Origin of the sequence: Zhongshania aquimaris (genome assembly GCF_019312595.1) — a bacterium.
Lineage (GTDB): Bacteria > Pseudomonadota > Gammaproteobacteria > Pseudomonadales > Spongiibacteraceae > Spongiibacter > Spongiibacter aquimaris.
The window spans coordinates 283445-297882 of record NZ_JAHWDQ010000003.1; the positions used below are offsets into that span (position 1 = coordinate 283445).

Consider the following 14438-nt stretch of genomic DNA (forward strand, 5'->3'; position numbering starts at 1 on the left):
TGCTCAGGCTTTTTTCATTAACATAAGGGTGCCTGCGACAAAACAAATGCCAATCGGCAAAATACTCGCGTAAATTGGGTCAAAACCATAGACCATGCTGGACGGCCCCAAAATATCTTGCAGGGTTCTAAAAACAATCCCCACCATCACACCTACAAAGACCCTAAAACCCATTGTTACATTTCGCAATGGGCCAAATATGAAGGAAATAGCAACGAGAACCATGCCCATAATGGTGAGCGGTTGAAGCAGCTTATTCCAAAATGCCAACTCATAGTCGCCCGCATTTAATCCCTGCTTTTTCAAATAATTGGCATATCGCCACAATCCGCTAATTGATAAATCTTTTGGGTCCAATACAAGAATATTCAACAGCTCCGGAGACAAACCACTCTCCCACGGCAACTGGGGCACAAACTCAAACTTAGCACCCTTCGATGTTAAATCAACGACCTTTGCCGCCTCCAATGTCCACGCACCATCAATATAGTGAGCGCGCTCAGCAAAGATATTACGCTCTAATTGCCGCTTATCATCGAAGTTGAAAATACTGACACCAAACAACACCCCATTGGGCTGCACTGCATTAAAATGCATGAATTGCTGGCCTTCGCGGTGCCACATACCATGCTGGGAATGAATATTCTGGGTTTTTTGCAGCGCAACTGCGCGCTGACTTTCCGCTATTTGCTGTGATACAGGTGCAACAAATTCCGCGACGCACAAACCTAATATGGTGATAGCTAAGGTAGGCTTAATGACCGCGAAGACTAACTGGCGAGTCGACACTCCCGCGGCGCGCATCACGATTAATTCACTGCTGCTCGCCAGCGATCCCAAGCCAGCTAAACACCCCACCAAGGCCGCAAAGGGAAGATAGTCATAAAAACTACCCGGCGACGTCAAGCCTACATACTGTAGCACTGACCAAAACGTATAATCGCCGCGCACTTCTTTGAGGCCGTCAATCAGCGACGACAACAAATCAAGTCCGACGATCACAAGCAGCACCAAAATAATTGCGCCGGCGACGGTCCTACCTATATAGCGATTAAGCTTAGCCACGTCGACGCCTCCAGCTTAACCACCAGTGGCGCCACATACTGTCTCGGTACAACAAAATCAAACCCAATAACAAAAACACGATGTGCACTATCCACATACCAGGGAATACTGGCCATTCTCCTTTGGCAATTGCATCGCGAATCGCATTAAGGCAAACCAAATACACCATATAAATCATAAAGGCGGGGAACATTTTGCCGTAGCGTCCGCGACGATGATCAGTTTTACTCAGCGATACGGCGATAATGGCCGCTATCGGCACCAAGAGAGCAAGGGAGATACGCCACTGAATCGCCGCGATATCCTCCAATTTATTAGACCCCCACAGCTCTGCCGTGTCCTTGCCGTCTAATTCCTGACGATAGGTTTTAACTTCTGAATCGCGAAGCAATTGATCAAGCTGACTAAAACTTGTTACTTGGTAGTCCATAAATCCAGACTGCCCTACATAACGCACGCCATCGTCTAATACCAAGTAGCGTTGACCGGACTTCTTGTCTATTTCAAAACGTCCCTGAGCAGCAGTGACCAGCGACACCAAGGGCCGACCGCCATCTACAATCGGCTCGGGTTGAGCTATAAAGACTCCCTCCATCGTTTGATCGTCGCGATTGGCACGTTCAATATACGTTACCCGTCCACTGGCCTTATCGACTCGAAAACGCCCTTCTACCGCAGCCTTCACGCCAATTTCCGAACGACTTTCCGCAAGCAAGTCGACGTAAGCCTGTATACCAGAGGGAGTGACGATTAGACTAACGTAGCCAACAATGGCCGCAGTGAAGAAGCCGGGAATGAGGGTATAGGCCAAAAGGCGTCGTCGACTCATGCCACAGGCACTCATCACGGTCATTTCACTGTCGACGTAAAGACGCCCATAAGAGAGAAGAATGCCGATAAAGAGGCCGAGTGGCAGCACAACTTCCAGAAAATTTGGCAGGCGGTACATCATCACCAAAAACAAAACATCGGGCGCAAAATCACCCGACGCAGCTTGACCGAGGTATTTTACGAATCGCCCACTCATAATAATAACAAGCAAAGTGAGAGTAACGGCAAACACCGTCTTGAGCATTTCGCTAGCGAGGTACCTAAATAAAATCAAACAACTATCTCTCCACCGCTCGTACTAGTACTCAATCGCCGACCAAGCACCATATTTTTGCCTTGGCAAACACGAATATACGTAAAACCAAGTAATTTAAGAATCTACTCTAGGAAGTAAACAAAGATTACAGAGCAGTTAAAACGTTTTCTCTTCGCTGCCAAAAGATAAAATACCCCGCCTAGCAGCTCACCAAGACACCCGTAACTGTTTCACGTCACGATGATACCCTTTACACTAAGACGAGAATACATCGATATCACGCCTTCATTGCTACGCGATATGCCGCGAACACACTATTAAGCAATATGACGGCGTGCATTATCACCAATCTGTTCATTGCCTGCGAGTATATAAATGCAAATTAGTCTAAAGCCCTGCAAAGATGTCACCACAGTAAACACCGACTGCCTGATTCTTATCATTGATCGGGCACTTAGCACCGACATCGCAAAGGCCGCAGATTCCGCCAGCGGCGGCGCTATTAGCAATATCATTAAGCGCGGTGACTTTAGTGCAAAAATTGCCGAGACACTATATTTACCGGCGGTCAGCGGGCTAAAAGCACAGCGTTTACTGCTTATTGGCAAAGGTGACGGCGGCGATCTAAAAGACAGTGAATTCGATAAAATCATCACGGCAGCGATTAGAGGTGCAAATAGTGCGAGCTGTAAAGACTTTAGCATCATGCTGGATGGCCTCAGCGTTAGCCATCGCACTGAGTCATGGCAATATCAGCGTATCGCGCTTCTTTCGACAACCGCCGGATATCGCTACACCGCAACGGTCAGCAAACCCAAACCACCGCTCACAATCAAGCGAGCAACCCTACAGGCTGCCAATACCGATGCCAATCGGTGCGCGGTTCACGCCGGCCTCAGTATAGGTAAAGGTGTCAACGTCGCGCGAGACCTCGGCGATCTGCCCGGCAACATCTGTACACCAAATTACCTTGCCAACGAAGCCCGCGCATTGGGCCGCAAATTCGAATCCGTCACGGTAAGTGTGCTCGACGAAAAGAAAATGGCGCAGCTGGGTATGCATTCACTGCTCTCGGTCTCAGCTGGCAGTGATCAACCTGCACGACTTATTGTTATTGAATATAAGGGGGGTAAAAAATCTGACAAGCCCCATGTTTTGGTTGGCAAAGGCATCACCTTCGACACCGGCGGCATAAGCTTAAAACCCGGCGCGAAAATGGATGAAATGAAATACGATATGTGTGGTGCAGCCAGCGTTGTCGGCACCATGGGCGCTGTCGCTGAGATGGACTTAAAGCTAAATGTGATCGGCATTGTCGCGGCAGCTGAGAACATGCCGAATGGCAACGCGACGAAACCAGGCGATGTGGTGACAAGCATGTCCGGGCAAACCATTGAAGTTCTCAATACCGATGCCGAGGGTCGCCTGGTACTTTGCGATGCACTTACTTATGCAGCTAAATTCAAACCGGCCTCGGTAATCGATATCGCAACACTTACCGGTGCCTGCGTGGTCGCGCTGGGCAAACATGCCGCCGGATTATTCAGCAATGACGACGACTTCGCCGCAGAATTACTCGAACAAGGTCGCCTAGCTCAAGATCGCGCGTGGCATATGCCCCTGTGGGACGACTACCAATCTCAACTAGATAGCAATTTCGCTGACATTGCCAATATTGGTGGCCCGGAAGCAGGCAGTGTAACTGCGGCCTGTTTCCTGTCTCGCTTCACCAAAGACTATCGCTGGGCGCATCTCGATATCGCCGGTGCGGCTTGGCACGGCGGTGCGAACAAAGGAGCCACTGGCCGCCCTGTCGGTCTACTGTGCCAATACCTCGCTAGCAAAGCCGGCAAGTAGTGGCTAGCAGATACACGCAATGACGCGAATTGATTTTCATATTCTTAGCTTGCAGGACGCAGAGGCGGCTATGCTTTATGCATGCCGCCTCACCGAAAAAGCATGGCGAGCCGGTCATCAGGTGTATTTGCACTGCGATGATGTGGAAACAACAGAAATCCTAGACAGGATGCTCTGGCAGTATCGCGAAGAAAGTTTTATCCCTCATAGCTGCCATCCCGCTGACCAAAACTCCGTCTTAGTCGGCTGCGGCGAACACGCTAGCGAACACTGCGATGTATTGGTTAACCTTGCACTGGAAGTACCAAGCTTTTTCAGCCGGTTTAAACGTCTAGCGGAAATCGTCAGTCAACAAGAGGGCAAGCTAAGCGCGTCGCGTGAGCGTTACAGCTTCTATAAAAACCGCGGCTACCCGCTTAAAACTCACACCATCAAAGGTTAGATCCCAATGGCGAATGACAAAGGCCCGTTGTTGGGTGAACTGGAAGAGCTAAAAGCCGTTTTACGTAAGCAACGGGGCGTCGACTTATCTGCCATCCCCCTCCTTGACGATATTATTGACGACCTAAGCCCCTCATTCGATGATTCAAACATCAGCGACCACAGCACCGACTCGGACTACGGCGAGCTGAGCGAATACATTACCGACGGCGTAGAAATAGATGAATTTGTGGCTACATCAGTCACACCAAGTTACGAACTCAATTACGAATCCAATTACAGGAACGACGGTAATTACGAGCGGGAAATTTTCATGCAGGAAGTAATCGACTCGATGATGCCGGAAATAGAAGCACAACTTCGCAGGCGTTTACTCAGTTTAGACGAGACTATTTTAGAGCGCTGGTACTCCCAATTACGTCACGACAAATAACACAAGAAGTTCACTCCAAACCAGCCTTCTTTTTAGCCAGTCCGCCGAAAAATCAGTATACTTGTCCACTTTTAAATCGTCGCAACATGCGGCTGAACCGCAAGGTCAATCAGCCCCTGCAACGCCACTAACATGACCTGTAAAGCAGGCTAACACCCCACAGAGATCCAATGGACAAGACATTTCAGCCCGCAGACATAGAAACCAAGTGGTACCAGAATTGGGAAGAAAAAGGCTATTTTTCTCCCCAGGGCAAGGGCGACTCTTACAGTATTATGATCCCACCGCCGAATGTCACCGGCAGTTTACACATGGGACACGCCTTCCAAGACTCCATCATGGACGCCCTCACCCGCTACCACCGCATGAAGGGGCACAACACACTTTGGCAGGTCGGCACCGACCATGCCGGTATCGCTACGCAAATGCTGGTCGAACGCAAACTTGCGACTGAAACTGGCCAGACCCGTCACGACCTCGGCCGCGACGCGTTTCTAGAAAAAGTATGGGAATGGAAAGAAGAATCCGGCGGTACCATTACTCGCCAGCTTCGCCGTCTAGGTGCATCAGTAGATTGGAACCATGAACGCTTCACCATGGATGACGGATTCTACAAAGCCGTACAGGAAGTCTTTGTTCGCCTTTACGACGACAAACTTATTTACCGCGGCAAGCGATTAGTAAATTGGGACCCCAAACTGCACACCGCGATATCAGACCTTGAAGTCGAAAACACCGACGAAAAAGGGTTTATGTGGCATCTGCGCTATCCCTTAGCAAATGGCGAGACCACCACAGATGGCAACGACTATTTAATCGTCGCGACCACACGCCCAGAGACAATGCTTGGCGATACGGCAGTAGCGGTCAATCCAAAAGACGAGCGCTACGCTGCGCTGATCGGTAAATTTGTCGCGCTACCGCTGGTAAATCGCCTTATTCCGATTGTCGCCGACGATTACGTTGATCGTGAGTTCGGCACCGGCTGTGTAAAAATCACCCCCGCCCACGACTTTAATGACTACGCGGTAGGTCAGCGCCACAAATTGCCGATGATTAATATCCTCGACAAAGACGCCGCCATCCGCGACGAAGCGGAAATTTTTAATAGCGACAGCTCCGAAAATACCGACATTAATAAAACCCTGCCCGCAAACTACGCAAGGTTAGACCGCTACGCGGCGCGGAAAGCGATTGTTGCGGACTTTGAGTCCGCCGGCCTACTTGAAAAAGTAGACGATCACGCCTTAAAAGTGCCGCGCGGAGACCGCTCTGGATTAGTGATTGAACCGATGCTGACCGATCAGTGGTTTGTTGCCACAGCGGCGCTGGCCAAGCCCGCAATTGAAGCCGTGGAAGACGGTCGGATCGAATTCGTCCCCAAGCAATACGAAAATATGTATTTCAGCTGGATGCGCGACATTCAAGACTGGTGTATCTCGCGGCAACTTTGGTGGGGTCACCGCATTCCCGCTTGGTATGATACGGAGGGAAATATCTATGTCGCCCGCGACGAGGCTGAAGCCCGCAGTAAATATCAATTATCTCCCGACCTGGCACTGAGCCAAGACGACGATGTGCTCGACACGTGGTTTAGCTCCGCACTTTGGACCTTCGGAACCTTGGGTTGGCCTGAGCAGACCGAGCGACTCAAAAACTTCCATCCGACAGACGTGTTGGTAACCGGCTTCGACATCATTTTCTTCTGGGTTGCCAGAATGATCATGATGACCATGCACTTTAATAAAGACGAAAACGGCGCGGCCCAAGTGCCTTTCAAAACCGTTTACGTGACTGGCCTAATCAGAGATGAACAGGGCCAAAAAATGTCTAAATCCAAGGGCAATGTTTTAGACCCGCTGGATATGATTGATGGCATAGAATTAGACGCGCTGCTAGAAAAGCGCTGCGGCAATATGATGCAGCCACAGCTGGCTGAAAAAATCGCCAAGGCTACCCGCAACACATTCCCGGAAGGCATCGGCGCCCACGGCACTGACGCCCTGCGCTTCACCTTATTTTCGCTGGCCTCAACGGGGCGCGACATAAACTGGGATATGCGCAGACTGGAAGGCTATCGCAATTTCTGCAACAAGATTTGGAACGCAGCCCGCTACGTACTTATGAATACCGAGGGTCAGGATTGCGGTGCAAACAACGAAGCTGTTGAGCTTAGTCTTGCCGATCGCTGGATAATCTCCCGCCTCCAACAAACCGAGCAAACTGTCGCGGACGCCATGTCAGCCTATCGACTTGATCACGCGTCTCAGGCAATTTACGAGTTTATTTGGAACGACTACTGTGACTGGTACCTAGAATTATCTAAGCCGGTACTGTGGGATGACAATGCAAGTGACGAAATAAAACGTGGCACTCGCCGTACGTTGATTCGGGTACTTGAAGCCACTCTGCGCATGGCCCATCCCTTTATGCCCTTTATCACCGAGGAAATTTGGCAACAGGTCGCCCCCATCGCAGGGGTCAATTTCAACGCTGGCGACAACACCATTATGTTGCAAGCCTATCCGCTAGCCGAAAATGAAAAAATTGATGACGCCGCCATAGCCGATGTCGAATGGCTGAAGCAGGTCATTCTCGCTGTTCGCAACATTCGCGGCGAAATGAATGTACCTCCGTCAAAAGCCCTATCGCTATTATTAAAAAATGGCAGTGATGAAGATTTACGACGCCTGAATAGCAACCGTCAATCACTCAGCAAGCTCGCTAAACTCGATAACATTCAGTGGCTAACAGGCGAAGACGAAGCACCTATGTCAGCTACCCAGTTAGTTGGCGCCATGGAAGTGCTAGTACCCATGTCAGGCTTGATCGATAAGGCCGCCGAGATTACCCGCTTAGAAAAAGAGATCCAAAAATTGGACAAGGAAATCCAACGCCTGCAAGGTAAGCTCGGCAACGCCGGATTTTTGGACAAGGCGCCGGCGGATGTGGTCGCGAAAGAGCAGGAGAAACTCGCCGTTCAACAAGCTGCCTTAGCAAAACTCAGTGAACAAATTCAAACCATTCAAGCACTATAAAGCTGCAACCTAGTAGGCCTTCAACATGATGTTGAAGGCCTACTAGTTCTACTATAAATAGCCAAGGCATAGACAAAATCGCTAAAGCCGTTATAGTAGAACTCACGACAAGTTTATTATTCGCCGTGATGTGATGGTTACACCCAGATACAATGTGCTGACACCGCCCGCTCCTCGCAGTAATCACTGCTTTGGGGCCAACTCCCCCCTAAGATTTAAGTCACTCGATACGTATACTACATTCCGACAGCAAGCCAGCATTCACTATTTCGTCCTGTTTTCACCCTATCTGTTTAACAACTCAATGAGGAAGAGCAATGAGCGACCGCGTGTCCGGTACAGTTAAGTGGTTTAACAATGCCAAGGGGTTCGGGTTTATTACCCACAGTGAAGGCAGCGATGTCTTTGTGCACTTTCGCTCTATTCGCGGTGAAGGCTATCGCACGTTAGACGAAGGGCAAACAGTTGAATTCACCCTGATTGACGGACCCAAAGGCCTGCAAGCCGAAGACGTCACAAAAGTTTAATCGGCGGCAACACACTCTAGAGCAAAAGAGCGGCAGCTTACTTAGCCCTCGCGCCAAACCGGAAACTCAGAATGCTTCCACCGCAAGCCGTGGTCGGTACTCCACCGCCCTCGTTAATGCCGAAGGCAGCACGGGATCGCTATACACTTTATGCGGATCTCTTGCTTGTATGCGAAGAGGTCTAGGTGAGATATAAATAATTCGCACGCCGTGCTCTGAGCAAAACTCAGCCAAATCACTGTTCTCACCTTCAGCCAGTATAAGCACCGTTGTCTCGATATTTACCATGGACAGGCGCGCGGCCAGCTCCGCGGTAGAACTGAGCCAATAGGCGTCTTGACCACCCAAAGCTAAGGCCGCATGTACCGACGCTTTTAACAAAGGGTTAGCCAAGCAAGCCAGTATAGTCACAGCCTCATCAATAGGGATGCGCTTCGAGGTGGTGTCTACAGTAAAGGGTATCGTGAATACAAAACGACTCCCATTTTGGTGTTGATCATCTAGTGAAATTTCACCGCCCATCAAACCCAGTAAGCGACTGGAGATGGCCAAGCCAAGGCCGGTACCACCAAAACGACGAGCACGGCTATTTTCTTCAAACATAAACGGCTTGAATAACTGTTTACGTATTTCTTGCGACACACCGACACCGTTGTCTATCACTTCAAACTCGACACGCTGTCGTGGCCCAGAAACACTATTTGCGGCTTTAAGGCGTAATTGAACAAGCCCTTCGCCATGTAAAGAGTTCGTAAACTTCATGGCATTATCTAATAAATTAACCAAAATTTTACGCAAGCGCGGCGCATCGGCGAAAACCGCTGTCGGCACACTCGGGTCAACATGCAAAATGAATCGGAGCTTGTTTTTGCTTGCGCGCTCAGCATATTCATCAGCTACGCCCTCGACAAATTCCACCAATTGAATACTTTCGGCCTCCAACTCAACGTCACCAGAATCAAGGGCTGAGTAATCCAGTATATTGTCTAAGGTTCCCAGTAAGCTCTCTGAAGAACGCCGCACCGTATCGACCATCATCCACTGCTCTTGATCGACCTTGGTTTTACTCAGTAAATCTGCCATACCAATGATGCCGTTCATTGGCGTTCTTATCTCATGGCCCATAACAGCCAGGAATGTCGCCTTGGTTCGATTTGCTGCTTCGGCCCGCAGCAGTGCTGCTTCCAACTGTTGCGTTCGCAGGCGCACACGGTCTTCGAGATTGCGATTTAAGCGTCTCACTTCGCGCTCGGTTTCTTTAAAGTGAGTTACATCCGAGTGCATGCCCACAATTCGGATAACCTGACCACTGCTATCCCGCTGCGCACAAGCACGCGTTACCGCGTCACAGACAGTGCCGTCGCGACGTCGCAAACGGTGCTCATCGCGAAACAATGTTTGGTCACTGTTGATGAATTTGCGTATAGCCTCTTTTACCCGCGGCCTATCTTCCGGGTGAATACTGTCTTCAAATACAACATGGCCATCTAGTGGCTGCCCGCCACGAATACCTATCATGCTGAGCCACGCAGCGCTAAAAAATACCGAGTCAGTGGTCAGATCCCAATCCCACAAGCCATCTCGTGACGCCATCATTGCCATTTCAAAGCGCTTCTGTGCGTGCTCGTATTGCTGATACAGATGCCGACGCTCAGAGACATCCTGTAGGCAAACCACCAATACTTGGCCCTCGTTGCTGTCAAAATCGCCAAACCTAAGCTCTACAGGTATTTCGAGGCCATCCGCATTCAGAACGAGCAATTCACGCCCCTTAATATACTGAGTGCCCCTGCCATCGCTGGTGTCTAAATAGTTTCGACAATACAGCTCATATTGCTGCTGAAACCGCTTTGGCAAAATGTCAGCCATTTGCATGCGCGAAAGGTCATCGCGGCTGTGTTTCAAGAACTCCGCCGCGGACTGGCTAACCGAAAAAATTTCGCCGTCGCGGTTGGTTATAATCGCTATTCCCGGCAAGGTGTAAACAAGGCGATTGAAGTATGCACGTGTACAGAGCATGTCTTGATGCTCCCTCGCGAACTTTCTAGAGACATATATACCTGCTATCAATGGTGCCATGCACAGAAATAGCAAAGTAAGGACAAGCTGGCTCTGCTGCCGCCAAAGTAATTGATCCTTGATTACCGATGCTGCCGCGACCGCCTCCGCTTCCTGTTGCTTTGCCCACAGACGCTGCAAGCCGTCCAATAATTTTTTAGAGTCAAACTGAGGGTTCAAGGGAACGGGTACGCCCGCCAGCGGCTCCACGGCCTCGGCTTGATATGATATATACAGGTCCAGCACATGCATTATTTCTTGCAAATGGGGCTGGGAAAACTGCTGCAAAACGTCGCCCATTAAGAGCTCTTGTCCCTTCAATAGACGATTGCGAATAATATCTGCTTGAAATTTATCATTGACGATGTACGCCGTGGCAAACTCATGGATAACATTGCCTCGGGCTAAGACGTTATCTAATTCAAGCAAAGCCGCATTGCGTTGCTGCAACAGGCTTAATGGCACGCCAGATGATGAATTCGCCGCCAGCCTGTTAAGAACATAGGCCTGATTGGCAAATAAAATAAACATCAGCGCACTGAGAACCACAATCGCGGTGTTGAGTATGGCCTGATGCTTCTTAGTGCTAAGCTTCGCCTCTCTGGATTCAATCCAGTCGCGCATCAATATGTCCCTTTTCTATCCCGCTTAATTAGCAGCTAAGCCACCACTCAACAATTCCATATAATGGATTTAAGGGAAGATAAGAACTATTCGTATTTTCCACTAGCAGGACAAAATCTAAGCGGTAAAAAGGCCCGTCGCTTTGTAAGGATTTAGGCCATTTTGCCTTACATGGGCACCGATCCCAGATCCCGCGACGTGATCGTATACCAATGCTATAATTGCGCGCGGGTATAAACCCCACCTGCACTTTACGGGTAGGTTCTTTCCACTTTTAGCAATTTTTGGATCTTTATGTTACTGATAATTAGAATTATATTTTTGGCCATCTTAAGTTTTTTGAGCATTGCAGCGCTCCACTTCCTAGGTATTAATGTAAGCAGTCCCATTCCGGCGGCAGTTATTACACTAGCAATACTTCTTGCTATGCTCCTATCGCCTAGCCTTCCAGCACTAGCAGACAAATTTAAAAGTCAACGCGAACGCGGTACGGTTAAATGGTTTAACGTGAGCAAAGGCTACGGATTTATCACCCGCGACGCGGGCGGTGATGTGTTTGTTCACTTCCGCTCGATACGCGGCCAAGGTCGCGGCCGTCGCAGCCTAAACGAAGGGCAAACCGTCGAGTTTGTACTGAGCGAGGGTGAAAAAGGTCCTCAAGCAGAGGAAGTATCCATCGTTAAGTAACACCGCTCATCGCACCGGTGGCAGTGCCTCGGCATTGCCACTCTTCCTTCAAGATTAGTAATGTGGCGGGCGCTCAAGCTCGTGTGTTAACGCTCCCTCACCCGCGCTATTTTTTTGCTGAATCTGCTCGTGCAGCAACTCCAAAGTACGTCGCAAATTACGTATTTCAAGATCTTGCGCAACCACACGCTCATTTAATGCATTTAACATGTCTTCTTGAAACGCCAGCTGGGTCTGCACATCGATCAGCGCTGCACTTACATCATCGGCCATTAAAGGCTCCCTAAAAATTAACACTCAAATAGCCCTAACAAAGGCGATGCCATTATAATCATCACAGCGTTAAATAGGAGAAATTCGTGTCTAGACTTGTCTACTCTACCGATATTGGTCGCCGCTGCCCCGACTGCGGCCACGCCAACACCGAATGCAGCTGCAAAAACACTGACAATGCAGCGCCCAGCGGCGACGGGATCGTCCGTATCCGCCGCGAAACCAAGGGCCGGAAAGGTAAAGGGGTCAGCATCGCAAGCGGGATATTACTAAGCACTGCAGAACTTAAAACCTTGGGCAAAGAGCTGAGACAAAAACTCAGTACAGGCGGTGCAATCAAAGACGGCGAGCTAGAATTTCAGGGAGATCATCGACTGGCCCTCAAAACGCTTTTAGAGGCAAAAGGATACACCGTCAAACTATCTGGGGCTTAGGGTTTAATAAGTTAGTATTCAGCACACAAAAGCACTGTAAACCTTTAATAAGGCTAACAATCACTATTGTCCTGTACTACTCTTTGCTGCCTAAACGCCACCTCACACTATAATAATTAAAGGAATCCTACATGCCCCTGCAACTACTGAGTGACAATATAGAAATTGGCGTCGTTACAACAAATATAAGCAATATGCGGCGCTTTTACGGCGACATCTTAGGGTTAAAATACGAATCAGAATTGAAGTTCCCCGGCGGAGTCATGCACCGTTATCACATGGGCTCCGCCATCGTAAAACTGGTGAGCTACGATACCCCACCGGAGAACGACGTTATCCCTGGGGGTGGCTTCAGCGCCAGGGGTTACCGCTACATCTCAATGGGTGTAAATGGTTTAACTGCATGGTTCACTGAACTAAAGGCCGCTGGCGTAGAGATTCCCGTTGATGTCACCGCTTTCGCCGACGGCATAGGTTTTGGGTTCTTAGCCGACCCAGACGGGAATTGGATAGAAGTGTTTGGCGTACTGTAATTTAAGTCTATAAGCCTAATTTACGCACCTTCTCAATCAGGGTTGTTCTTCGCAGGCCCAAATGCGCCGCCGCCTTACTCATCACGCCTGCATGTGATGCCAAGGCCTGAGATATCCACTCTCGCTCGAGGTTTTGTATATAGGCTTTCATATCGATACCGTCGGCTGGCAAAGCCGGTAACTCCCCAGCTGGCGCCGCGCCCTGCGCAGCCAATGGCGCTGGCTGCCAATCGCTCTCACCATAGCGATAGTTTTCCGGCAAGTCAGTCAATCCGACCACCGTATCAGGGTACATAATCACTAAACGCTCAAGTAAGTTTGCCAATTCTCGGATATTGCCCGGCCAAGAATGGCTGCAAAGCGATCTTAGCGCTGAATCTGCCAGCCGCAGCTGCCCCAAACCCTCACTTTCAATTTGTTTTGATAAGGCCCGAATCAGATGCCCAATATCATCAGGCCGCTCCGCTAACGCTGGCACCCGCAGCGGAAACACGTTAATTCGATAATAGAGATCCTCACGAAATTGCCCCGCGTTGATCATCTCTTCTAAGTTGCGGTGGGTCGCGGCTATAATTCTCACATCCGCACTGCGGGTTTTATCCGACCCCACCCGCTCAAACTTGCGCTCTTGTATTACCCGCAGGATTTTCACCTGCATTTCCAAAGGCATATCACCAATTTCATCGAGGAAAAGTGTGCCACCCTCCGCCAATTCAAAGCGCCCTGCTCGGCTGGATATTGCACCCGTAAATGCCCCCCGCTCATGGCCAAACAATTCGCTCTCCAACAACTCGCGGGGAATAGCGCCACAGTTAATAGGAACAAAGGGCGCATCTCGGCGACTAGATAAATCGTGCAGTGAACGGGCAACCACTTCTTTGCCAGCACCTGAGGGACCCGTTATGAGCACCGTCACAGCCTTGTCAGCCACTTGCGCAGACAAGCGCCTAAGTTCTTTCACCGCAGGACTGACCCCGACCAATCGCTGCTTATCGCTCGCAGCCTCAATTTGAGTCTGCGCTCGCCCAAGCTGCAGCCGATACAAAACTTCCAACACATCTTGATAATAGAAGTCACTACTCAAACTTAATTCCGAGGCAGGCTTGCTGCGAGCACCGGCCTTCGGCCTCAAATCTACCAGCGGTATCGTCGCTTGCCCTAGCCACTGGGTTTGCTCCACGCTAAGACCGTCCGAAAAAATAGCGGCGCAATCACTAGGATTTAAATCAGCACAATCTGTATAAATACAGTAATCGCCCAAGGACGAGAGAATTGCTTGCAAACGCAAGCTGAGCGAGTCCGGCGCAAAGATTGCGAATACAGGAATGGTAGAAGCAGAGGCCACGGCATTTCCTTTGGTTAGATTTAGCTTGGCACAGTC

The 14438-nt window shown here is 49.7% G+C and carries 13 protein-coding genes; 8 read left to right on the top strand and 5 right to left on the bottom strand.

Annotated elements, in window-relative coordinates:
- Positions 1-3: 3 nt before the first annotated feature.
- Together lptG and lptF are read right to left on the bottom strand one after the other, a co-directional pair.
- Positions 4-1065, bottom strand: a complete 1062-nt coding sequence (lptG, locus tag KXJ70_RS12875) for an LPS export ABC transporter permease LptG (protein ID WP_219043918.1) — start codon at positions 1063-1065, stop codon at positions 4-6.
- On the bottom strand, positions 1058-2170 hold the full coding sequence (gene lptF / locus KXJ70_RS12880) for an LPS export ABC transporter permease LptF (protein ID WP_219043919.1): 1113 nt from the start codon (positions 2168-2170) through the stop codon (positions 1058-1060). The genes lptG and lptF overlap by 8 nt, the downstream gene beginning before the upstream one ends.
- Before the next feature lie 357 nt (positions 2171-2527).
- On the opposite strand from lptF, the gene KXJ70_RS12885 reads away from it, so the two are divergent.
- The 5 genes from KXJ70_RS12885 (at position 2528) to KXJ70_RS12905 (ending at position 8448) form a co-directional block, all read left to right on the top strand.
- Positions 2528-4009, top strand: coding sequence for a leucyl aminopeptidase (locus KXJ70_RS12885; protein ID WP_219043920.1), 1482 nt, complete (start codon positions 2528-2530; stop codon positions 4007-4009).
- Between the two features lie 19 nt (positions 4010-4028).
- Positions 4029-4451 (top strand): DNA polymerase III subunit chi, encoded by a 423-nt coding sequence (locus tag KXJ70_RS12890; protein ID WP_219043921.1) that lies wholly within the window; start codon positions 4029-4031, stop codon positions 4449-4451.
- A 6-nt stretch (positions 4452-4457) separates the two neighbouring features.
- A complete protein-coding gene (locus KXJ70_RS12895) occupies positions 4458-4883 on the top strand; it encodes a hypothetical protein (protein WP_219043922.1) in 426 nt (141 codons plus the stop codon).
- A 170-nt stretch (positions 4884-5053) separates the two neighbouring features.
- Positions 5054-7921, top strand: a complete 2868-nt coding sequence (locus KXJ70_RS12900) for a valine--tRNA ligase (RefSeq protein WP_219043923.1) — start codon at positions 5054-5056, stop codon at positions 7919-7921.
- Positions 7922-8238: 317 nt separating this feature from the next.
- Positions 8239-8448 carry a cold-shock protein gene (locus tag KXJ70_RS12905; RefSeq protein ID WP_219043924.1) on the top strand — a complete coding sequence of 70 codons (210 nt, stop codon included), beginning with the start codon at positions 8239-8241 and terminating at the stop codon, positions 8446-8448.
- A gap of 66 nt (positions 8449-8514) precedes the next feature.
- On the opposite strand, the gene KXJ70_RS12910 is transcribed toward KXJ70_RS12905, so the two are convergent.
- Positions 8515-11130 (bottom strand): PAS domain-containing sensor histidine kinase, encoded by a 2616-nt coding sequence (locus KXJ70_RS12910; RefSeq protein WP_219043925.1) that lies wholly within the window; start codon positions 11128-11130, stop codon positions 8515-8517.
- Positions 11131-11556: 426 nt separating this feature from the next.
- Between KXJ70_RS12910 and KXJ70_RS12915 the strand changes: the two genes are divergently transcribed.
- Positions 11557-11817, top strand: coding sequence for a cold-shock protein (locus KXJ70_RS12915; protein ID WP_219044228.1), 261 nt, complete (start codon positions 11557-11559; stop codon positions 11815-11817).
- Positions 11818-11871: 54 nt separating this feature from the next.
- Here the strand turns inward: KXJ70_RS12915 and KXJ70_RS12920 are convergent, their stop codons facing one another.
- A complete protein-coding gene (locus KXJ70_RS12920) occupies positions 11872-12090 on the bottom strand; it encodes a SlyX family protein (protein WP_219043926.1) in 219 nt (72 codons plus the stop codon).
- A gap of 86 nt (positions 12091-12176) precedes the next feature.
- On the opposite strand from KXJ70_RS12920, the gene KXJ70_RS12925 reads away from it, so the two are divergent.
- On the top strand, positions 12177-12524 hold the full coding sequence (locus KXJ70_RS12925) for an SUI1 family translation initiation factor (RefSeq protein WP_219043927.1): 348 nt from the start codon (positions 12177-12179) through the stop codon (positions 12522-12524).
- 131 nt (positions 12525-12655) lie between these two features.
- Positions 12656-13057 (top strand): VOC family protein, encoded by a 402-nt coding sequence (locus KXJ70_RS12930; protein WP_219043928.1) that lies wholly within the window; start codon positions 12656-12658, stop codon positions 13055-13057.
- Positions 13058-13064: 7 nt separating this feature from the next.
- On the opposite strand, the gene KXJ70_RS12935 is transcribed toward KXJ70_RS12930, so the two are convergent.
- Complete coding sequence (locus KXJ70_RS12935; protein WP_439655080.1) at positions 13065-14402, bottom strand: sigma-54 interaction domain-containing protein; 1338 nt, start codon at positions 14400-14402, stop codon at positions 13065-13067.
- Positions 14403-14438: the final 36 nt, after the last annotated feature.